The sequence below is a fragment of the Alicyclobacillus dauci genome (genome assembly GCF_026651605.1).
Taxonomy (GTDB): Bacteria; Bacillota; Bacilli; order Alicyclobacillales; family Alicyclobacillaceae; genus Alicyclobacillus; species Alicyclobacillus dauci.
Window position 1 is genome coordinate 2,489,591 of record NZ_CP104064.1, and the last position, 21,217, is coordinate 2,510,807.

The 21,217-nt window shown below is 47.0% G+C and carries 20 protein-coding genes and 1 pseudogene; 17 read left to right on the forward strand and 4 right to left on the reverse strand.

All coding sequences use genetic code 11. From position 1 onward, the window contains the following. The first annotated feature begins 32 nt into the window (after window positions 1-32). Genes NZD86_RS12700 through NZD86_RS12710 form a run of 3 tightly spaced genes read left to right on the forward strand, consistent with a single transcriptional unit; the run spans window position 33 to window position 1,555 of the window. Entirely contained in the window at window positions 33-341 is a 309-nt protein-coding gene (locus NZD86_RS12700; RefSeq protein ID WP_268042139.1) for an EthD family reductase, read from the forward strand. A gap of 4 nt (window positions 342-345) precedes the next feature. Further along, window positions 346-1,125 (forward strand): enoyl-CoA hydratase-related protein, encoded by a 780-nt coding sequence (locus NZD86_RS12705; protein WP_268042141.1) that lies wholly within the window; start codon window positions 346-348, stop codon window positions 1,123-1,125. A 37-nt stretch (window positions 1,126-1,162) separates the two neighbouring features. After that, on the forward strand, window positions 1,163-1,555 hold the full coding sequence (locus tag NZD86_RS12710) for a thioesterase family protein (protein ID WP_268042143.1): 393 nt from the start codon (window positions 1,163-1,165) through the stop codon (window positions 1,553-1,555). 259 nt (window positions 1,556-1,814) lie between these two features. Here the strand turns inward: NZD86_RS12710 and NZD86_RS12715 are convergent, their stop codons facing one another. Beyond that, complete coding sequence (locus tag NZD86_RS12715) at window positions 1,815-2,048, reverse strand: hypothetical protein (protein ID WP_268042146.1); 234 nt, start codon at window positions 2,046-2,048, stop codon at window positions 1,815-1,817. Between the two features lie 7 nt (window positions 2,049-2,055). After that, window positions 2,056-2,682: pseudogene (locus NZD86_RS12720) on the reverse strand (aminotransferase class I/II-fold pyridoxal phosphate-dependent enzyme); the annotation flags it as partial. 240 nt (window positions 2,683-2,922) lie between these two features. On the opposite strand from NZD86_RS12720, the gene NZD86_RS12725 reads away from it, so the two are divergent. Beyond that, window positions 2,923-3,855: a DMT family transporter gene (locus NZD86_RS12725; protein WP_268042148.1), complete on the forward strand. Its 933-nt coding sequence runs from the start codon at window positions 2,923-2,925 to the stop codon at window positions 3,853-3,855. Window positions 3,856-3,937: 82 nt separating this feature from the next. Here the strand turns inward: NZD86_RS12725 and NZD86_RS12730 are convergent, their stop codons facing one another. Next, on the reverse strand, window positions 3,938-4,681 hold the full coding sequence (locus NZD86_RS12730; protein WP_268042151.1) for an SGNH/GDSL hydrolase family protein: 744 nt from the start codon (window positions 4,679-4,681) through the stop codon (window positions 3,938-3,940). A 148-nt stretch (window positions 4,682-4,829) separates the two neighbouring features. Here NZD86_RS12730 and NZD86_RS24755 point away from each other — a divergent pair, with 148 nt between their 5' ends. Beyond that, window positions 4,830-4,955, forward strand: a complete 126-nt coding sequence (locus NZD86_RS24755) for a putative holin-like toxin (RefSeq protein WP_407655160.1) — start codon at window positions 4,830-4,832, stop codon at window positions 4,953-4,955. An 806-nt stretch (window positions 4,956-5,761) separates the two neighbouring features. Here NZD86_RS24755 and NZD86_RS12735 read toward each other — a convergent pair. After that, on the reverse strand, window positions 5,762-6,436 hold the full coding sequence (locus NZD86_RS12735) for a GntR family transcriptional regulator (protein ID WP_268042153.1): 675 nt from the start codon (window positions 6,434-6,436) through the stop codon (window positions 5,762-5,764). A gap of 205 nt (window positions 6,437-6,641) precedes the next feature. Here NZD86_RS12735 and NZD86_RS12740 point away from each other — a divergent pair, with 205 nt between their 5' ends. The 12 genes from NZD86_RS12740 to NZD86_RS12795 all read left to right on the forward strand — a co-directional run bounded on the left by NZD86_RS12740 (window position 6,642) and on the right by NZD86_RS12795 (window position 20,297). After that, window positions 6,642-7,778 (forward strand): mandelate racemase/muconate lactonizing enzyme family protein, encoded by a 1,137-nt coding sequence (locus NZD86_RS12740; protein WP_268042155.1) that lies wholly within the window; start codon window positions 6,642-6,644, stop codon window positions 7,776-7,778. A gap of 56 nt (window positions 7,779-7,834) precedes the next feature. After that, the gene (locus tag NZD86_RS12745; protein WP_326492562.1) at window positions 7,835-9,271 is read left to right on the forward strand and encodes an NAD-dependent succinate-semialdehyde dehydrogenase; all 1,437 of its coding nucleotides are present in this window, start codon (window positions 7,835-7,837) and stop codon (window positions 9,269-9,271) included. 22 nt (window positions 9,272-9,293) lie between these two features. After that, on the forward strand, window positions 9,294-10,166 hold the full coding sequence (locus NZD86_RS12750) for an NAD(P)-dependent oxidoreductase (protein ID WP_268042157.1): 873 nt from the start codon (window positions 9,294-9,296) through the stop codon (window positions 10,164-10,166). Between the two features lie 95 nt (window positions 10,167-10,261). After that, the gene (locus tag NZD86_RS12755; RefSeq protein WP_268042159.1) at window positions 10,262-11,671 is read left to right on the forward strand and encodes an MFS transporter; all 1,410 of its coding nucleotides are present in this window, start codon (window positions 10,262-10,264) and stop codon (window positions 11,669-11,671) included. A gap of 29 nt (window positions 11,672-11,700) precedes the next feature. Further along, window positions 11,701-12,606, forward strand: coding sequence for a dihydrodipicolinate synthase family protein (locus tag NZD86_RS12760; protein WP_268042161.1), 906 nt, complete (start codon window positions 11,701-11,703; stop codon window positions 12,604-12,606). Window positions 12,607-12,735: 129 nt separating this feature from the next. Beyond that, window positions 12,736-14,118 (forward strand): ABC transporter substrate-binding protein, encoded by a 1,383-nt coding sequence (locus tag NZD86_RS12765; RefSeq protein ID WP_268042163.1) that lies wholly within the window; start codon window positions 12,736-12,738, stop codon window positions 14,116-14,118. Between the two features lie 12 nt (window positions 14,119-14,130). Then, entirely contained in the window at window positions 14,131-15,069 is a 939-nt protein-coding gene (locus NZD86_RS12770; protein ID WP_268042165.1) for a carbohydrate ABC transporter permease, read from the forward strand. 68 nt (window positions 15,070-15,137) lie between these two features. Next, window positions 15,138-15,908, forward strand: a complete 771-nt coding sequence (locus NZD86_RS12775; RefSeq protein WP_268042167.1) for a carbohydrate ABC transporter permease — start codon at window positions 15,138-15,140, stop codon at window positions 15,906-15,908. Window positions 15,909-15,967: 59 nt separating this feature from the next. Then, window positions 15,968-17,122, forward strand: a complete 1,155-nt coding sequence (locus tag NZD86_RS12780) for a mandelate racemase/muconate lactonizing enzyme family protein (RefSeq protein ID WP_268042169.1) — start codon at window positions 15,968-15,970, stop codon at window positions 17,120-17,122. A 69-nt stretch (window positions 17,123-17,191) separates the two neighbouring features. After that, window positions 17,192-18,046, forward strand: coding sequence for a class II fructose-bisphosphate aldolase (locus tag NZD86_RS12785; RefSeq protein ID WP_268042171.1), 855 nt, complete (start codon window positions 17,192-17,194; stop codon window positions 18,044-18,046). Between the two features lie 49 nt (window positions 18,047-18,095). Then, window positions 18,096-19,208, forward strand: a complete 1,113-nt coding sequence (locus NZD86_RS12790) for a diphosphate--fructose-6-phosphate 1-phosphotransferase (RefSeq protein ID WP_268042173.1) — start codon at window positions 18,096-18,098, stop codon at window positions 19,206-19,208. Window positions 19,209-19,310: 102 nt separating this feature from the next. Continuing rightward, window positions 19,311-20,297, forward strand: a complete 987-nt coding sequence (locus NZD86_RS12795; RefSeq protein WP_268042175.1) for an alcohol dehydrogenase catalytic domain-containing protein — start codon at window positions 19,311-19,313, stop codon at window positions 20,295-20,297. The last annotated feature ends 920 nt before the right edge of the window (window positions 20,298-21,217 follow it).

The following is a 21,217-nucleotide window of genomic DNA, read 5'->3' on the forward strand; positions in this document are numbered from 1 at the left end:
TTTCCATTCATTTGAAACGGAGGACAACAAAAATGGTGAAATTAATCGCAATGTATCGCCAGCCGGAGGATAAGGCTGCTTTTGACCATCACTACACGAATGTTCATCTACCGCTTGCTAAAAAGATGCCAGGTCTTCAAAAGATTGAAATTACAAAGGTCCTCGGCACGCCGATGGGCACGGATGCTGACTACTATATCATGGCTGAGATGTACTTTGCTGATGAAGAAGCCTTAAAGGCATCCATGTCTACTCCGGACGGCAAGGCCGCTGCCAAAGATGTCATGGGATTCGCTGGCAACATTGTCTACATGATGATAGGCGACGTCGTCGAGGGCTGATTGAATGTACGAAACAATAACGCTAAAGACAAACGACGCCGTCGCAACGATCACGCTCAATCGTCCCGACAAACTGAATGCATTCACGCCGCTGATGCATCAAGAACTCGTTGATGCACTTACGATTATCGAGGGGGACAGCCATGTCCGTGCGGTCGTGCTCACAGGGAACGGGAGAGCATTTTGTTCTGGCCAAGACCTTACCGCCGTTCAAACGGGCGAGTCCATCGATTATCAAGCGCTTTTAAAAGAAGGTTACAACCCAATCATTGAAAAACTTACTGGTCTTGAGAAACCAATTGTCACGGCGGTCAACGGTGTTGCCGCAGGAGCCGGAGTCAGTCTCGCACTTGCCTGTGATCTAAAAGTGGCTTCCGACAAAGCCTCTTTCGTGCAAGCGTTCGTGCACGTTGGTCTCGTTCCTGATTCGGGAAGCACCTGGTTTCTACCCCGACAAGTCGGTCTGGCGAAGGCCATGGAACTAGCCATGCTTGGAGAGCGCATCAGCGCCGACGAAGCACTCCGAGTTGGACTCATCAATCGCGTCGTACCACACGAAACGGTTCTCGACGAGGCCACAGCATTGGCCACACGTTTGGCGGAATTGCCGACCCGTGCAATCGGCCTAACAAAGCGCGCGTTTTATCAAGGTATGGTGTCCACGCTAAGTGAAGCGTTGGACAACGAAGCAGAACTTCAAGCACGTGCAAGCCAAACGTATGACCATCACGAAGGAATCTCTGCATTCCTGGAAAAACGCAAACCACAGTTTCGAGGCAAGTAAAATCTGCTGACAGTGAGGTCGAAAGAAGGGGAAATGTGTGAAGCCTGGCTTATCAGTCGGACATCAGGAACGGTTAGACGTCACGGTGACGGACGATATGTTTCCAGCCTTTGAAGGCACAAGCCTGCACCCGACACTTTCTACAGTGACCATGGTGCATTACATGGAGTGGGTCTCGCGACTCGTCATTCTGCCTTATTTGGAGGAAGGGGAGGAAGGTATCGGCGGCGGCATCGCCGTCCATCACCTGGCTCCCGCACCCGAAGGGAAAACAGTCACGTTCGTTGCTGAGACAACCGAAGTGGCCGGCAACAAAGTGGTGTGTCGCGTCTGGGCTGAACATGACAGGGCACGGGTTGGGGAAGGAACGGTCACGCAGTTTATTCTCCCAAAGGAAAAAATCCACGAGCGCATCGCTGCCATGATCTGAGGTTTTGCTGCGCAAGGAGTCAATTTACGTGTCGCTGGAGGTAATCGACCGTCTATTTGACTGGCCAGCTTGAATCTACCCTCGTGACAGTCGATCAACGGACAATGGGTTGATGATCCCGTTCTACCGATGGACCCATTGTCCACTCCATCCATCAAACCCTCCATGGTGTCTCCTAGTCGACCAACAACCTTTTCCCTTATATACTGCGAGTGCCTGACGACCGGTCTCTTGGATTGAGCGAGAGCACGGATACTTCTTAAATGGTAGGGGAGTGACTGTGTGGTTCCGATTGCATAGCTTCTTGAAGTAAGGTACACAATCGACGTACGCCCTGGGCGAGATCGTCATCGGACAGATAAGAGAAGGAAATCCGTAACTGGTTGTGAAGGACACCGTCAACATAACACATGGATCCCGGCAAAAATGAGATGTCCTGGTTGATGGCCTGAATGAGCAACTCGTCCGTGTTTACATGATGCGGTAACGTCAACCAAACATTAAAACCGCCGGTGGGTTTCGTCCAGTGTACTCCCTGTGGCGCGTATGCCGACAGAGTCGTGAGTACTGTGTTTAGTTTGCTTTGAAACGCGTGTGAGATAGTGTTGCCGTTCTGGCAAATCACTTTGATTTAGGTAATATGACATGACCAGTTGGGTCAAAATGGGACTCCCTAAGTCGGAAATGGATTTTGCCGCAATCAAGCGATTTCGTAAACTACCGAAGACACTCACGGCAGCCATCCGACAAGCAGGGGAAAAGACTTTGCTGAACCCCCGTATGTGGACCACATGCCCTTGCCGATCCATGGCCCTAATGGGAAGCGGCCCCGTTTCTAGTACGCTGTCGCCAAAGGAATCATCCTCCAGTATGATGCATCCGTAACTTTCCGCGAAGTCGAGAAGTTCAGCTCGCCGTTTCTGCGACATAACCAGTCCCGTCGGGTTCTGATAGGCCGGCATGGTATAGATCAATTTCGGTGGCGTCTCGTCTGCCTGTCTCGCGAGGATATCCATTCGCATCCCGGATTCGTCCATCGGTACAGGTAGAATGACGGACCCGCGTGCTCGAAACACATCCAACGCTCCGGGGTAGGTCGGCGCTTCGACGGCCACAACATCTCCAGGGCCACACCAAGCTGCTTAGACATCTGCCGGATCGACGGGAGACGGGCGCCTTTCTCAAGCATTCCAGTCTCGATCCGGCCCGAAATCTCTCGCACTATCTGTTCCGTCAAGGACTGCGCGCCATTTCGATAAATGTGGAACACATCGGTCACCGCCAACTGTTATGGTCAAGTGTTTACTGTTATACCAAAGATCATAGAAAATGGAATGTAGCGACGTCAACATTTGGAGGTTATGGAGATGGTGGGTCTAGCCTACATAGTCATGTGTTTGATTTACGGGACGACATTCCTGGGCATTCGGGTGGGGGACAACGCTGGCATGCCGCCATTTCTATTCGCAGCCATTCGATTTTGCGCGGCTGGACTGGTAACTCTATTCATTGTAGCCGTCCGAGATCGAAAATCATTTCCGCAGTCGTTTCGCTCGTACCTTCGACTCGCATCCGTCGGGTTCTTTACGACTACAGGCGTTTTTGCCATCGTCTATGACGCGGAGCGATATGTCCCCTCCGGGTATGCAGCTCTGATGTCTGCGACGATGCCATTTATCGTGATGATTCTTGGTCGTCTCGTGTATCGGCAGACTATCATTCGCATGCAATATGTAGGCCTGGCAGTCGGTTTTGTCGGTGTATTTGCAGTCGCTTGGCCGGGCTTACACAGCGGTGTCCCACATTGGTTGCTAAACACCTTTGTCCTGCTTGTAGCGCAAATCATGGCTTCCGTTGGTGCACTGCAGTCACGTAGTGCCTTGGCGGATGGGATGTCCCCGTTTGTCGTCAATGGATTTCAATGCTTGTTTGGAGGTATTGGACTCTTGTTGCTATCCGTGTTCACAGGTGAGCTTCCTGTTCGCACAGTGCATCAAGCTGGAGCTGGAATAGGGGCACTCGTTTACCTGACCATCTTCGGATCAATCATCGCATCAACCTTGTTCTACTGGCTCATCGAGCGAATTGGTGCCTTGCTGGCCTCGACGTGGACGTACATATCCCCGATCATTGCCGTGATCGTAGGACGGTTTACACTCAGAGAACCTATCTACAGCTGGACCATCATCGGCGCCATTGCCATCATTGGCGGCGTTATTTTGCTCAACTTGCACTTGTTCCGCGGGCTCCTCAAGGGTCGCGCACACATGACACCGGAGACCCCCGTCACGCAGAAGTAATCAAGAGGTGTACATAGGGGGCTGCCGACTGACGATTGACGCCATAAAGTAGGGGAAAAGTAATTCGACCGCGTACAACGCATCACTTGGGCAGCCAGGTGGCTTTCTGCAGATCGTTGGCCAAAAGGGAAGCATACAATGCATAGCCGCTTGGATTCGGGTGCCAACCATCGGCCGCATACGTTTTCCAGGTCTGATGATGGGACGCCAGGTAGCTTTTCGTTTGGGAAAATAGGTCGACGACGTGGACATTTGACTCATGCAGATTCCGGATGGCGTTTACCATGGACTGAACGGCGGGGCCCTCGGTATCAGCAAACTCCACGTAGGATGCACCGGTCACTGGTGGGGTGATGACTACGACCTTAGCGTGAACCTTCAGGGCATCCATTATTTCTTGTATAATGTCTTGATTGATCTTAGATTGACGCGTTTTGGCGTAAAGATCGTCCAGTAGACCAAACGAGATGACCACTAAGGAAGGCTTGTCCTGACGGAGCAAGGCAGTCATTCGGTTTACATAATAATGCGGCCCCTGGCCAATCCGTGACTCGTTGGTAAAGTCGTACTGTACACGTGACTTCTTCGACAATGTTGACATGGCCCGACCTAGATATCCACCGTTACCGACGGTGTCTTTCTCCCCATAAGCCGCCGATCCGCCGATTGCCATGACCCGAACGGGCGTTTTCGTCTTCACTGTCACTTCTGGCGATCCGCTCACATTCGATGATGACTGGGCAGATAGCACGCTGTGGTAACCGAGCAGTGCGCCCACTCCCATGCATAGGCAGCAAATGAGTGTCATCCATACAAACTTCTTCAACTATGTATCCTCGCTTTGGATGGCCATGCGTGTTTAATGCTAGGATGTACGGTACACTTCAGACATTGAATCCAGCTTGAATCCATGAACCCTATTGGCAAATCTACGCCTATGCTATACTTAAATTGGTATCAACAGTAATGCTTTCATGGGGGTTGCTTCACCTCTGAGGAGGGGAGGTGAGGCCTTGTTGACAGTGTTTCAAACCCTAACACTGATGATTAGCTTTGCTACTCTCATCGTACCTTTGCTGGCAGTCAATAGGAGGAAATGAGGTTTCCTTCAGGCTTTGCCTGTTAACGATATAGTAAAATAGACCGCCCTCCGACAAAAGGTTGCGGTCTATCCCCGTGAGAAGCAGCCCCCTTGAAGGGCGACTGTTTGGTACATTTAGGGTCACTTGGTGTTACCAGCACCGAGTGGCCCCGTTTTGTGGACACGTAACAGCCACTGACGTTAATGATCAACTTATGTATATTATAACCATCAAGCGTTCGTGCATGCAACGTGAGACCACTCAAATCTGTTTATTGGTGGGACCCAAGCGAAATAATGAACATGATTTTGAACGTCAGCATGTTAACGATAATAATAACCACAATGCGTCCGGCTATGGAGCGCGCGCAATAGGCAAAGTTGTGCCATGCATGGCAACGCTCCAAAACGCTGCCAACGATTCGTAGCGCGTTGACTCGCGGTATCAACCAAACAGAGCCACGGCGTAGGGAGTGGTATTGTTTAGAGAAGACAGGTGAGTGTTGTAACCCGACCTGTTACGACCTGTCTCGTCCTTACGTGTGTAAAGCTGGTACATCAGAATGGCTTTCAAGTGGCTCCTAATCTTTGCACCAGAACCCAACAGAGAAGAGCACCCTTTTCGGCCCCAATCAAAAAACCCGATGAACCGACTGACTTCTTTGACAATTTTTAAAATGCTTGTTTACCGCTGTCTTGATCGACCTAGTCCGCTCGGCGTTCTAGGGTAGCGTGTATTTTACTTGAGTGTACCATGTGCGTCCGTATCAAGAAGAGTACTCCAATGCTTTTAACTCAACATATGCATCCATCTTTCTAGTACTTCTAATTCGAAAGAAACTCTTGTCCAGATTGGGTTATGCTGGATGCTATTATATCTAGTACTTCATCTCTGGTTCGTAGAATGTGATCGCGTAGTGTGGATTCTGCGCGTTTCGAATCCCGTGCTACTAGGGCATCTACAATTAACTCGTGGTCACGCTGCGACTTTGGGCCAATTTGTGTAACTGCAATCACCTTACGGATAGTTTGTAGTTTTTCTTGATTGGAACGTGTCATCTTCGATAAGTAAGGGTTTTCTGCACACTCGGTAAGTACTTTGTGGAATTCGAGGTCGACGTGTTCAAATTGGGAACGATCTCCTGCCTTCAGGGCTAACTCACCCTGCTCTAGAAGTGACTGTACGAAGCCTAGCTGCTCGTCCGTGATACATTCCGCTGCCTTTCGTATGGCTGGTAGTTCCAAAAAAATCCGAATGTCGTACAGATTTTGAAAATCCTGTGCGGTGTAAACGGACACGGTTGCTCCGCGATACCTGTCAATTTGAATTAATTCTTCTTGCGATAGCCGTGCAAGAGCTTCACGAACGGGGGTCTGACTTACATTAAAGCGCTTCGCCAAGTCCAGTTCTTTTAATCGTTCACCCGGTTTAAATTCTCCAGAAATAATTTCATTGCGGATGTCGTTATAGATGTGGTCTGTTAAGGTCGTAAATGTCATATGGCAATCTCCCTTCAGTGCCTCAACGATGAGCCATCTTATTCATTTAATAAAAAACGATAACATCAATAAACTGAATAATTTTAATGTTGTATAATAATCTGATTCGTAATAATATATAATGCATAATACATGAAGTTGCATTGGGAGTAAATTATCCGCCAATCGATCCGGTGACCTTCCTGTTCAAAGGGATGAAATTATCGTGGAGATTATTGAAGCTAGAATCTGGCCGATGCAAGCCGTATTACATCATCCGATACGCGTTAGCTTTGGCGAAATGCGAAAACGCCCGGGATTTCTCCTGTCATTAAAGGATAAATCTGGACTTACTGGTTGGGGAGAATCATGGGTTAACTTTCCACCTTGGGGGCCTGCAGAACGAACGATGGTCTTATCGTACTTGCTGAAGGAGATTGTGGGACAGGAAATACATCCAGGCGATATACCAACCCTTTACGCAAGATATTTACTCCAGGTGATTCAATGGGGAGGTATTGGGCCCTACTCCCAGGCGGTTAGTGCAGTTGAGTGTGCACTTTGGGATTTGGAAGCAAAACGAAAAAGTGTTCCATTGTACGAACTGCTTCAACCATCAAACTTAGACAACGTCCACCGTGTATCTGTTTACGGAAGCGGTATTGATCCCAGTAATCTGGAGCAAAGAATCACAGATGCTTTGAGTGCTGGGTTCCAAGAGGTCAAAATCAAGATAGGTTTTGATTCACAGCAAGACCGAAATCATTTCAAGTCCGCAGTCAAAATGGTTGGTGATGGGAATGTGATGGTGGATGCAAACCAGGCTTGGGACCGCACTACTGCAGGGCATGAGTTATCTTTCTATACTGAGTCGGGTGCTGGTTGGATCGAGGAGCCCATTTCAGCGTATGACACAGAGGGATATCGAATCATTACTGAAAAATATGACTCTGTCGCTTCGGGTGAGAACTGGTACGTCCCCACGGTACCTGCTGTTTCTTCGATAAAACTTCGTGTGCTCCAACCAGACCTGTGTAAAGTTGGGGGTGTATGGGCCGCTAAATCAATGATTTTACACGGCCCCAGAACAATAACCGGAGTAGCGTTCCACGTTCTTGGATTACCTGTGAGCCATGCCTTTGCCTTACACGTCGCAGCCGCATGGAAGGATGTCGTGACAAAGGTCGAGATAGATACAAATGAAAATCCTTTATCCGATACAATGATAGGTGACTGGAGTATTAAAAACGGGCAAGCGACCTTAGGTGCTAGACACGGCTTAGGGATCGAGGTTGACGAAGAAAAGTTGGCGAGTTTTGTCCTGCCAGAGCTCCATCGTTTTTGCACAGTCAGTGCTGAGTAAGATGCTCGTGCGTTGTGAACGTTGGTGAATCATCGATACGGAATGAGGTATGATGTGTGACTTTTAAAAATTATGGTTTGTACGTGGGTGGACACAAGGTGAAGGAACTGCCGCAGTGGATTACGGTAATCAATCCAGCAACACTCGAACCCGTCGGAAGAATACCGGAAGGAAATGAAAGTATTGTAAATGCCGCGATTGACGCAGCGACCAAGGCATTCCCCGAGTGGGCTGCAACACCAGCGAAAGAACGGGCACGGTTGTTAAAGGCCGCAGCGCAAAGAATGATGGAGGATATCGAAAGGATAGCCCGCATTCTGACTTCCGAACAAGGTAAGCCATTGGTAGAAGCTCGTGGTGAAGTGACCATTGCGGCTGATTATTTAGAGTGGTCAGGTGAGGAAGCCAAGCGCATCTACGGCGAGATAATCCCGGCTTCCACGAGAAGGAAAAGGCTGCAAGTCATCCGTCAGCCCGTTGGAGTGGTCGGCGCAATTACGCCGTGGAACTTTCCTGCATCTATGGTCACTCGAAAGATTGGCCCAGCCCTTGCTGCGGGGTGCACGGTTGTATTAAAGCCTGCATCCGCAACACCTTTGACGGCAGCTGCTTTGTTTGACATCTTCCACGAAGTTGGATTCCCACCCGGAACGGTAAACCTCGTTACCGGAAACGCTCGGATGATTGCGAACCAATTCCTGAACAATCAAGCAGTCCGGAAGGTGTCCTTTACTGGGTCCACACAAGTAGGGCGTTCGTTGATAACCGGAGCCGCGGGACAGATTAAAAAGTTGTCATTGGAATTAGGGGGACATGCGCCGTTTCTCGTCTTCGACGATGCGGATGTCGATAAAGCTGTAGAGGGTGTGATCGCGTCAAAGTACAGGAACGCAGGTCAAACGTGTATTTGCGCCAACCGATTGTATGTACAAAGTGGGATTGCCGACGTTTTTGAGGATAAGTTGATTGCAGCAGTAAGGTCACTTCGGGTGGGAAACGGTCTGGAGCCAGATATTGAAGTTGGCCCGCTGATTGATGAGGCATCTCGCAACCATGTCGTTCGGCAAGTGGAGGATGCTATAGCAAGGGGTGGTCGCGTCGTGGCAGGTGGCAGTGTCCCGAGCATTGACCTACCGGGAGCATTCTATACACCAACCCTCATTGCTAATGTCCCGGACGATGCGCTGCTGACCAAGGAAGAGACGTTTGGTCCGCTGATTGGTATTCGCCGATTCGACACTGAAGAAGAGGCGTTGCGTCTGGCGAACGATACCGAATACGGCCTCGCAGCCTACGCGTATACAAAGGATTTCGGTCGCATTACCCGAGTGTCTGAAGCACTCGAATATGGCATCGTCGGTATCAATGACCCAGTACCAACGGTTGTGCAAGCTCCATTCGGTGGCGTAAAGGAAAGTGGTTGGGGACGAGAAGGCGGTTGGCAGGGCATGGACGCCTATCTGGAAACAAAGTTTGTCTCTATCAGCTACTGAGGAAATTGGAGGTAAAGCTATCGTGAAGATCTCATTTATTGGTCTTGGTCGAATGGGCAGTGGACTCGCAAAGAACCTGATACGTAATGGTTTTGGGGTACATCTTTACGACATTCGAGAGGAAGCCATCACTTCCATCACATCCGCTATTGGTGGAAAGCAGGCACACAATGTATCGGAGGCAGTTACAGACGCTGACGTTGTATTTACTAGCGTACCATTGCCCGCTGACTTAGAATCATTGCTCCTTGGTGATGGTGGTGTCATGACATACATGAAGCAGGGGTCGACTGTAATTGATGTAAGCACGATCGATCCCCTGACGGCAAGACGCTTATCCGACATTGCTGCAGTAAGGGGAATTCAGTACCTCGAGTGTCCTTTAGGAAAAGGGCCGAAACAAGCGGAGGAAGGGACAGAGCCCATTTTTGCCGGAGGACGTAAAGAAGTATTTGAGCAACACCGAGCAATGCTCGAGAAAATTGGCACTCCAGTCTATTACCTAGGGGATGTAGAACAATCAACAGCCTTTAAAATTATTAGCAATCTAATAGGAATGACCAATATGGCGATTTTAGCCGAAGGACTACGGCTCGGTGAGCGTGCAGGTATTGATGCGCGGTTGCTGCACGGTTTATTAGCGGAAACCGGTGCAGACTCTTATCAACTGCGTCTTAGGGGACCATGGTTGTTGGAGGAAGACTATGCACCTCGATTTTCCATAAACCTTACAGTAAAAGACCTCCGGCTTGGTGTAGAAATGGCCAAAGCGTGGTCACACCCAGCAGAATTCAGTAAGTTGGCCCTGAAGTATTTCGAAATTTCCCAAGCAGAGGGGTATGGAGAAGAGGACACGAACGCTGTATATAAGGTTATTCGGCATGTGTTGAACTGAGGACAAATGCATAAGAGTGATGTGGCGTCAGCAAGAAGATCGAGTGACAGTAGGAGTGAGGGACTGATTCGCGAGGTATCTAAGGAGGAAGAAGCATGATCTCCGGTCAACTGATGGTCAGTTCAAAGGCCGATATTATTGCATTTGTCAATTCCAACCCAGTGCAAAGGAGAGGCATCTTACTGATCTTTGTTGCGCTTGGCGGTGTGTTTATCGATGCCTACGACTTCGTCAGCCTAGGAATAGGAAGTAATCAAATTACACAACTGTTTCACCTATCAGCATTCACACTTGGCTTCGTGACATCTATCATGGCACTTGGTGCACTCATTGGTGCATTGGTTGGCGGACGTATTACTGACAAGTACGGGCGGAACTTGGTCTTCATGCTCGATCTTGTTTTACTAGTGGTTGCCGCATTAGGTGCGGCACTGTCAACGACCTATTCCTGGTTGCTTATCTTCCGATTCTTGATGGGATTTGGAGTCGGCATGGATATGCCAGTAGCTCTCAGTTTCATCTCAGAGTTCAGTAATTTAAACAAGAAGAGTCGGTACGTTAACTTTTGGCAAGGTTTTTGGTATATCGCCACAGTATTTTCAGGCATCCTTGCCTTAGTGCTTTATTTCTTGGGTGTAAGCGCAACCATGTGGCGTTGGTCCGTAGGATTTGGGGGCTTTCTCGCCTTAATTGTGCTTATTTTAAGGTATCTCTACATGAATGAAAGTCCAATGTGGGCGGCAAACAATCTTCCGCTCTTTGACGCAGCGAAAATCGTCGAACGAACGTATGGCATAACCGTACAAGTCAAGGCAAGCACAGTCGAGTCGGTCAACAGAAGCAAAACCGTCCCATTTTCAATTCTATTTAGTAAAAAATATCGATCGCGTTCTCTTCTTGCCATGACCATCTCAGCCACGCAGTCGTTGGAGTACTATGCGATTGGCTTTTACATTCCCGTCATTTCAACATTTGTTTTTGGCAAGGGATTGCTTCATAGTGTCACGGGCACGATTATTTTCAACCTCTTTGGTATCATTGGCGGGTTCACTGGCGCGTATATAAGCACGCGTTATGGTATGCGGAAGCTGGCCATCTGGGGCTTTCTGATCGTCATTGCCAGCTTGTTATTCGCTGGGCTAACGAATGGCTATGTTCCATTATTGCTTGGGGCTTTGCCCATTGCGACGTTTATCTTTGGACATTCGATGGGACCCGGTGCCCAAGGCAAAACCATGGCGGCTCTCTCCTATCCGACGACACTTCGAGCACTTGGAACAGGTGGCTCCGAGGCTGCTAGTCGAGTCGGCAGTATTATCGGATTTTTCTTCTTTCCGGTACTTCTTGCTTCCCTAGGGCTTTCATACACGTTGATAATTCTCATAGTCTGCCCACTTCTAGGCCTGATTGCTGCAGCTATTATCAAGTGGGATCCAAACGGAAAAGACGTGGAAAATGAATTTGTCGAGGTTGTAGACTCTGGTGAATTTGTAACAGGTGTATAACAACTCATTAACACCATGGAGGGAGACGCATGAAACCTGAAGGGCGAGAGATACATGTAGCGTGTATCACTCCGACGGACGATCAGGGCCTAGTCGATTTTCAACGGTTAGAGCGTAAGGTTGAATGGTTAAAAGGATATACGCAAGTCACTGGAATTTCGGTATTGGGATCGACAGGTGAAGGGCCTAGTTTATCCCCACGGATGAGAGGTCAGGTTCGTCGACATGTTGCTTTGCTTAAATCACCGGAAATGTTGCTTTCTTCGGGCGTGTTCGGTTGTTCTGTAGATGAAGTTCTCGAGGAAATTGAGGATGCTGCAGAGTCCGGTGTAGATGTTGTGCTACTACCTCCACCTTTTTACTACAGTATGAATTCGAAAGAAGTCTACCATTTCTACTTGAATGTTTGTGATAAGTCATTACTCCCTTTGATTATTTATAACATTCCGAGTTTTACTAAAGTTTCTATTCCAGAGGATGTCGTTCAGGAATTGGCTTCACACAACCAAGTTGCTGGGATCAAGGACAGTAGTAGAGACTTCGCGTATTTTCAGCGTGTGGTTAATCGTACAAGGACATTAGAATTTAAGGTACTGACGGGATCCGACGATATGTTGCTAGCATCAACAATTGTAGGCGGGCATGGGACAATTTGTGCCAGTGCCAATATCGTACCGCATGTTATTTCCGACCTATACAGAGCTATTGACGATGAAAATTGGGTTCTCGCTCGTGAACTTCAAACTTCGTTGGCTGACTTAGGGGACATCTGTAGGTCGTTAGGTGGATTTAGAGGTTGGAAGCTAGCACAGGAACTTATGGGAGCAGGTAGTCGCAATGTATTTTCTCCTTCGCTCTCAGCCCTAAAGGACGACTCTAGACTCTCAAGTACATTGTCACAGTATAGTTTGTTATGGAATACCGCAGGCTCATGACGACCATGGAGTACAGTGAATATCGCTTCTCAAGGCGATTCATTCGTCACAATGATTAGTAAGACGAATATTTATCTAAATATTCCTTCAACTAGTGGAACGAGCCCAATTACACAAGGGGGTTTTAATATGGCCGTAAAAATTCGAAAGAAAAATCTGTATGTCAGTGGTTTGTCAGCAGTTCTTTGTTTTGTACTGGTAGGTTGTGGTGGAAATTCATCGAACAGCTCAAATTCTGGCCAATCGAACAACCAGAATACAAGCCAAACCGGCGATGGTTTCAACTGGAAACAAGATTCGGGCCAAACGATTAATCTATTAGTGGAACAGCACCCCTGGACAACTGCTATAAAGCCCTACATTTCGGAATTCGAAAACCAGACTGGAATTAAGGTGAACCTAGAAATTTATCCAGAGCAACAAGCACGGCAAAAGGCATTGATATCATTACAATCGCATTCGTCGGATTTTGACGTATTTATGTCTCTAAAGTCACTAGAAGGGCTTCAATATCAAAAGGCCGGATATTACACGGACCTTACTCCTTTTTTAAATAATCCGAAACTTACTGCCCCCGGTTATAATCTGTCTGACTTTGAAAACGGTCCGTTGGCTGGAGAAACGATTAATAACAAATTAGTGGGGTTGCCGATTATCGTCGAAGGACCTGTCATTTTCTACAGGAAAGACCTTTTCTCTAAATACAATATCCCGATTCCAAAAACCATTTCCGATCTAACCACTGCGGCCGCACAAATTGAGAAAGATACAAACGGTAGTATTTATGGAATTACTTTACGAGGGCTTCCTGCAGCAGTGGCATATACTTACGGACCATTTTTTCACGATATGGGAGCACATTGGTACAACAGCAATGGGAAGTCTGATTTGGCAAGTCCAAGCGGCGTGAAGGCCTTGCAGTTATATGCCGACTTAGCTAGCCAGTATGGTCCTCCGGGTGTTGTAAATTACACTTTCACTCAATCTTCGTCGCTATTCGAGCAAGGCAAAGTTGGTATGGAACTCGATTCAAGTAATGAATTTTCTTCACTTACAAACGCACAACAATCGAGAGTTAGTAATGATATTGGGGTCATCCCCTTTCCGGCAGGGCCCGGGGGAAACCACCCTACCGAATTGCAATGGGGCATTTCCATGAATTCGTTTTCTCAGCATAAAGACGCCGCATGGTTATTTATGCAGTGGAGTACCAGCCAGTCAATGCAGCTAAAGTTGGCAATGAAGGGAATCGCGAGTCCAAGAACTTCTTCCTGGAGCGACCCTCAGTTCCAAGCAACATTAAAGAACGACGAATACAAACAATGGGCAGACGCGGTTACTGAGACACTCAAAAACGGGGATCCCAATGTCGGGCCGCCTGCAGTGAATGAATCACAAGTGCGAACGATAATTGGAAATATGGTAGATTCGGTAATTCTTAAGCAATCCACAGCTGAACAGGCAGCTCAATCGGCCGACAATCAGATTGACCAAGTCATCAGTGGACAGTAGGGAGCGGATGCTATGAATCTAGAGAGAGAAGCCTATCAGCAACGTGGAGTACAGGGTCTTCTCAAATGGAATAGTAGAAGTTCACTGTATTCCTCTGATATGACGGTAGCATGGACCATGATGCTACCGGCTCTCCTTTTCTCCATACTGATGATTGGGTTTCCAATTCTTTATACACTCTATGTGTCATTTTTTCAGTGGCATATTGGTGCTGGCTCTTCTGTGTTTGTTGGTTTACACAATTATGAGCAAATGCTTGGGTCTTCAACATTTTGGAAATCAACGAGAATAACAATGGAAATATTTATACTGTCCATGCTCTTTGAGGTGGTCCTTGGAATTTATTGCGGTATCGTGTTTGGGCGTGACGGCCGGGGTATGGGTATGTTAAGGGGTCTGCTGTTCATTCCCTCTATAGTTCCTCCCGTTGCTGTGGGGATGATTTGGGTCCAATTATTTGACCCTAGTCTGGGGTTTGTAGATTATTTCCTAAGTTTATTTGGAGTAAAGTCGGTTCTTTGGCTAAGTAATCCCCATGTTGTAGTGCTATCTCTGGCAATAGTAGACATCTGGGAATGGACCCCTTTTATTGCCATAATCGTAGCCGGTGGGATGCAGTCAATGTCGGAAGAACCTTTCGAATCAGCGCTAATAGACGGAGCGACTCCGTGGCAAACCTTACGCTACATTACACTTCCTTTGTTACGCCCAATCATTTTTGTCGCTGTCATGTTGCGAGCAGTGGATTTATTACGGATTTTTGATTCCATTTACATCATGACGCAAGGGGGCCCAAATAACTCGTCCTTGTCGCTCAATGTGTATTCGTACCTCGAAGCTTTTCAATATTCAAACTTAGGGTACGCTAGCGCTCTTATGCTGGGGTTATTAGTTCTCGTGTTTGCCGTGATGGCATTGCTAAACGCGGTAAAGGGGCGGTATGCACAATGATAAAATCAAGGAGTTTCGGGCAGAGCACATCAGTCAAGAGAGTTCCCAGGCACATTTACGTTCAAGCAGTGATCATTCTCATCATTGCGCTTTTTCCAGTGTTCTGGATGTTGATTTCATCGTTCAAAAATGATGTGGACATTCAGACCTTACCGCCAAAGATCATTTTTACACCAACGACAAATAATTACATTGACATATTTAAGAATTACCCGTTTTTACAAGACACCCTGAACAGTGTGTACATTTCATTCGGTTCAACGATTTTAGGTTTGATTCTAGGCGTGCCAGCGGCATATGCAGCATCCAAATTTCTAATGAAAAAGTATGCCTTTTTAACATTCATTGCGCGCATGGCACCTGGAAATCTCTTTCTCATTCCCTGGTTTATCATCGCATCGAGGTGGGGAATGACCAATCATGTGTTCACCATCATCTTAACTCACACGGTCATTACGTTACCTGTGATTATTTGGTTAATGATATCGTTCTTTGATGATGTATCAAATGAAGTCGAAGAGGCAGCAAGAGTAGACGGAGCGAGCAGATGGGCAGTCCTATTAAAAGTATCTCTTCCTATGGCAATGCCCGGTATAGCGGTCTCATCAGTATTGGCATTTGTGTTCTCGTGGAACTATTTCCTGTTTGCATTGGTGTTGGCAGGCTTTAATACCACTCCTTTGACGGTATTAGCCTTTAACTTCATTGGTGAGGCATCAGTTGACTGGGGAGGACTAATGGCTGCTGCCACACTAATAAGCCTGCCCGCTCTAATTCTCGTAATGTTTATTCAACGTTGGTTGGTACGCGGATTAACGGCAGGAGCAGTAAAGGGCTAGTGTCAGATGTCAATGTCTAACGAACGCCCAACCAAAATTATTGAAAGAGGTGCAATGGTATGAAAATTGCAGATGTACGGTCACACATCGTAGGAAACAAATGGAAAAATTGGATTATCTTCGAGGTGACTTCGGATGAAGGTATCAGTGGATTTGGGGAGGCCACGCTGGAGCACCGAACGATGGGATTGGTGAAAACCTTAGAAGATCTAAAGCCAGATATAATTGGCACGAATATTTGGTATTCCAACTCTATAATTGAAAAGATCCGACGTGAGACATATACCCCAGGGATCCTCATCAACACTCTATTAGCAGGCGTTGAAGCAGCTTTGCTCGACCTTCAAGGAAAAGTCTCGGGTCTTAACGTTACACAATTGCTAGGAGGAAGTCTCCGTCCAAAAGTTCGAGTTTACGCCAATGGCTGGTATAGGGTAAAACGGACACCTGAAGGGTTCTCTAGAGCTGCCCAAGCAGTAATAGATAAAGGCTACACAGCACTTAAGTTTGACCCGTTTGGTTCAAGCCAGTATACGCTAACCTTTCAGGAATTGAAAGAATCACTAGAAATCATACGAGCTGTGCGAGAAACTGCTGGGAACGGAATCGACTTGATAATAGAAGGCCATGCACGATTTTATTTTGCAACTGCCTATGAAATCGCGAAGCGGATAGCTGATTTTGGCGTATTGTGGTTTGAAGAACCGGTACTTCCCTATGATTTACACGGACTGAGAGAAATTATTCATAAATCTCCAGTTCCGATTGGCACGGGAGAGCGATTGTTCCGACTTGAGGACTTCAGGGAGGTACTCGAATGCGGACCGTTAGCCGTGATACAGCCAGACATCGTGCATGTTGGAGGACTCCGTCCGGCACAAAAGATTGCTGCCCTAGCTGAATCGTTTGGAGTTCCAGTCGCATTTCACAATCCCCAAGGTCCAATTTCGTCAATTGAGAGCATATTATTGAGTTCCGTCTGTCCTAATTCTTTTATTCAGGAGTACTTTGGTGATTTTGATGAGGAGTGGACCAAGGGCCTGATTTCTCCCGAAATTTGTGTAAAAAACGGTTATATAGATGTCACGACGGCACCAGGATTGGGTATTGAATTTTGCCGGTCTACGGCTTCTCAACATCCGTATAATCCGATGAACAGGCAAAACTTGTTCGGTAGTGACTGGCAATTGAGGAAAGGGAGAAATGTCCAATAAATTTAAGCGGGGGAGCAGGTTCTGCGCTCCGGTTGCTAAACGGTTCAAAATGGGGAGGAGGACATTTCCGTGAGACTAATTGATTCAAGGCATGTATTCACGCTGGCCCTGAAAGACAAATTCGCTATTCCAGCCTTTAACGCACATAACATGGAAATGTTGCAGGCTGCCGTGATGGCAGCGGCAGAAGTGGAATCTCCTGTGATCATCCAGATATCCGAAAAGACGATATCTTATGCTGGGCTTGAGACTATGGCCGCAATCTGTCAAGCCGCCGCAAAACAGTATGGTGTGCCCGTTGTCTTACATTTAGATCATTCGAAAAATCTCAATACAATTGAGAGCTGTTTGCGTGCTGGCTACACTTCCATCATGGCTGATGGTTCCGAGCTATCCTACGAAGCAAATGTTGACTTCGTACGACGTGCCGTGAGCCTAGCGCGCCTTTATGGGGCATCGGTGGAAGCTGAGCTTGGCCGAATCGGTGGCGTTGAAGATGACTACGTAAATGATGACACGTATCTTACAGCGCCAGAATTAGCCCTGGAATTTGTTCATGAAACGGGTATCCAATGCCTAGCGCCGTCCGTCGGCAATCAACATGGTATGTATGTAAATGAGGTCTCTTTAGATTTTGATAGGATTACAGCAATTTCACAGATAACTCAGATTCCTCTTGCATTACATGGAGGTTCAGGAATACTACCTGAAGACCTTACGCGTGCCATACGCTGTGGTATTGCAAAACTGAATATCGGCACAGAATTAAAGATTATTTTTGCCAATGCTCTTCGTAGTCAGTTAACCGATATAACAAACGTTCAACCATGGGACTATATCCACTGTGCTCGAACGGAACTTGTGCATTATATGAGGCAAAAGTTCATCGACATTGGTGCAGTCGGCATTCTGTCCAAACTGTAAGTTCAGGGAAAAACACTCGATAGTTCCAAGAAGAGAGGAGGTACACTTCGTGAGAAAGCGCATTGTCGCAGCACAACTCGGAGGTCCAACCGCAGTCATCAACAGCACTCTAGTCGGATTATATACTTCAGTGCATAAGTACGGTTGGGAGTTATATGGTTCCATTAGCGGAATGCATGGATTATCTGAGGGTATATTTATGGAAATTAGTGATTCGGTTCTAAACAGCAGGTACTTACCTGGGGCTATGTTAAAATCCGGGAGAACCGAAGCGTCGCCTGAGCGAATAGAAAAGTGCTTAGAGAAATTGATGGAATTCCACGCGGATGCAGTAGTTCTTATTGGTGGAAATGGAACAATGTGGGTTGCTGGTCAGTTAAACAGCCTGTGTACGGACAGGGGTCTGCCTCTGTCAATCATTGGTGCTCCCAAAACGGTGGACAACGATATTCAGGGGATTGATCACTCTCCTGGATTCCCAAGTGCTGCAAAGTTCGTATCGTACGCGGTTGCTGATATTAGACTGGACTTACGTTCCATGCAAGGGTTTGAACACGTGCGGGTGATTGAAGCGATGGGACGAAACGTTGGATGGCTAACCGCAACGGGAGCTTTCTTTGACGATTCGGCGCGTTCTACCATTCTTTTACTTCCTGAAAGGCCATTTGATTTACGTAAATGTATCGCTAGAGTTCAAGAGAATGTACGGGAAGATGGAATGGCAACTATCGTGATCGGTGAAGGGGCCAAAAGTACGTGTGGAACTATTACCGGGGGGATAATGCTCGGGGAGAGTGGTCCCATGGTCCCCGGTCGGGTTGCTGGAAAGTTAGCCAAAATATTGCGTCAAGAAACAGGACTCGTTGTCCGTGATGAAACTCTTGGTATTTTACAGAGATGTTCGAGACTAGGGAGTTCTTCTCTTGACTATGATGAAGCATGCAAAGTGGGTGAATTTGCGGGTGAATTACTTCATAGGGGGATGAGCGGTGTAATGGTGGCCCTCGAACGTATTGAAGACACAGATTACCATGTGGGGTACACGATAACAGCGTTAGGTAATGTCGCGGGCATGGAACGATGCATGCCACTGTCATTGATAAATGATGATTTTGGAGTAGATAGATCTTATTATGACTGGTTAGAACCACTAATTAAATGATTAACGTACAGACAATTATTTGACTGCTGCTTACATTGCGGAATAGATACTTTTTCGAATGAAAGTGATTGTAACATATTAATCCAATGAGGGGTTGGTAGAATGAAGTGTGCTCGGTTCACCGGACAAGGGCAGATTGAAATCATCCCTGACGCCCCAATGCCAGAACTCGAAAGTGATGAAATCATTGTCCGTGTAAGATACTGTGGACTTTGCGGTTCTGACAAGAGAATATTTAGAGACGGTCATTCCGTGATTCCTGGACACGAAATTGCAGGAACTGTGCATGATATTGGTAGCTGTACCGATGTAGAAAAGGGTGCACGGGGTGTAATCTATATACCCTTGTTTTGCGGGAAGTGCCATCACTGCGCCACGGGTTATACCAACCGATGCAAGAACACGACAGGACTTATTGGCTGGCAGTTGGACGGGGGATTTGCGGAATTTGTAAAGGTTCCCAGAGCGAATTTCTTGCAGGTTCCTGATTCATTGGATTTAAAGGAAGCCGTGTTGTTGCTCGATACAATCGGAACGGCAGCTCATGGGATTCGTTTGGCAACTAGGAACAATCGAATCATTAACAGTACTTCAGCAGTTCTTGTCCAAGGTTGTGGTCCACTCGGGTTAGGTAGCATTCTCGTGTTGCAGGCAATGGGGTTTGAATCCATTTACGTGACCGACCCAGCCGAGTCAAGAATCAATATGGCACTCGAATTTGGTGCTTCATGTTTTGAAGGTAGTGAAGAGGAAGTAGAGTTTCCATTGATAATCGAAGCCAGTGGCAATCATACAGCCCGTAATCACGCGATGGAAACAGTAGAACCTGGAGGAAGCGTTGTGTTTTTGGGCGAAAGTAACGATCCGTGGACAATTACTCCGTCGCCTACGTTGCGCCGCAAAGATTGTTACTACATTCGCTCGTTCTACTTTCCCATAAACGAGTTTTCCGATAATGTTAATCTGTTACTAACCAAACGCGATATTTTTACTCCATTTACAGACACTGTAGTCTCTCTGGATCAGCTACAAAAGGCATTCATGAGCTTTACAAAAGGGGAAGTCCTTAAGCCCTTGGTTAAACTGTAACTCAAAGCCCGATGGAACGACCTTTCGGAAACATAGCTACGTGAAACGAGATAGGCAGATATGTAATGATTCAGGAATTCGATAGGTCCAGAAACCGCGTCGAACTCAAAATACGTGATCACGTTTGTTAATCGTCCGGGTATTTATGACGGTCTAGATGGCTGCTAGACTTGAAAATGTGCGGTGGGGCATGATGTCAACCAAAGTAAACGTAGATGGTAGGGGATCGACCCAAGGGCTGACAGTTGGAGGAAAGCAAGCTGAGACTCCCTCGGTAGTCTCTTACGATCTGGATACTTTAGCATTATGCCCCTTTTTTTGTGTTCGAATTGAGCATCGAAAAGGATACATAAAATGGTACATTATAACTTAGTCCAGAATGACTCACGTAAAGACCAACTGGTAGATCTAGCTATGCTTTAACCGTATTCGTTCTAGATAAATCAACAACGCAATCTAGTTTAATCTCCTGTCTTAGGCCCATTGCGTAATGTTAACTCAACGTCCAAGACTTGTATTCTCAAAAGTAATTCACTGTCGTATTGAACGTTGCTTGAGACATGTGGGATGTATTATTATGGGAGTTAATAGTACGTGGATTCACGTTTTGAGCAGTTTGAAAAAACGATAACCGAAAAGTTCGACCGCATGGAAACGATGGTGTCAGACCTAATTCGTATCGTTGGAAAAACCAACGGTATGGTCTCGGATTTATCGAAGGAAATAAATGAGGTAAAATCTTCGCTTAAGCCTTAGTGGACAACCGTCTAGATGGCAAAGTGCAAAAATTGGCCAGCTTTAGGAGAAGGTCGAAGTGAAATAATGTTTACGACTGGTGGTCATCCACAGCTAGAGTGGTATTGATGAGTACCACACTGTTCATCCAGCAGTACAACCCCCTAACACGCAAATTCAAATTA

Excerpts from the sequence above, each read along its gene's own strand:
- NZD86_RS12725 (WP_268042148.1), top strand. The coding sequence starts at position 2,923 with ATGGTGGGTCTAGCCTACATAGTCATGTGTTTGATTTACGGGACGACA.
- NZD86_RS24755 (WP_407655160.1), top strand. The coding sequence starts at position 4,830 with ATGGGGGTTGCTTCACCTCTGAGGAGGGGAGGTGAGGCCTTGTTGACA.
- NZD86_RS12735 (WP_268042153.1), bottom strand. The coding sequence starts at position 6,436 with ATGACATTTACGACCTTAACAGACCACATCTATAACGACATCCGCAAT.
- NZD86_RS12705 (WP_268042141.1), top strand. The coding sequence starts at position 346 with ATGTACGAAACAATAACGCTAAAGACAAACGACGCCGTCGCAACGATC.
- NZD86_RS12760 (WP_268042161.1), top strand. The coding sequence starts at position 11,701 with ATGAAACCTGAAGGGCGAGAGATACATGTAGCGTGTATCACTCCGACG.
- NZD86_RS12795 (WP_268042175.1), top strand. The coding sequence starts at position 19,311 with ATGAAGTGTGCTCGGTTCACCGGACAAGGGCAGATTGAAATCATCCCT.
- NZD86_RS12765 (WP_268042163.1), top strand. The coding sequence starts at position 12,736 with ATGGCCGTAAAAATTCGAAAGAAAAATCTGTATGTCAGTGGTTTGTCA.
- NZD86_RS12770 (WP_268042165.1), top strand. The coding sequence starts at position 14,131 with ATGAATCTAGAGAGAGAAGCCTATCAGCAACGTGGAGTACAGGGTCTT.
- NZD86_RS12780 (WP_268042169.1), top strand. The coding sequence starts at position 15,968 with ATGAAAATTGCAGATGTACGGTCACACATCGTAGGAAACAAATGGAAA.
- NZD86_RS12755 (WP_268042159.1), top strand. The coding sequence starts at position 10,262 with ATGATCTCCGGTCAACTGATGGTCAGTTCAAAGGCCGATATTATTGCA.
- NZD86_RS12700 (WP_268042139.1), top strand. The coding sequence starts at position 33 with ATGGTGAAATTAATCGCAATGTATCGCCAGCCGGAGGATAAGGCTGCT.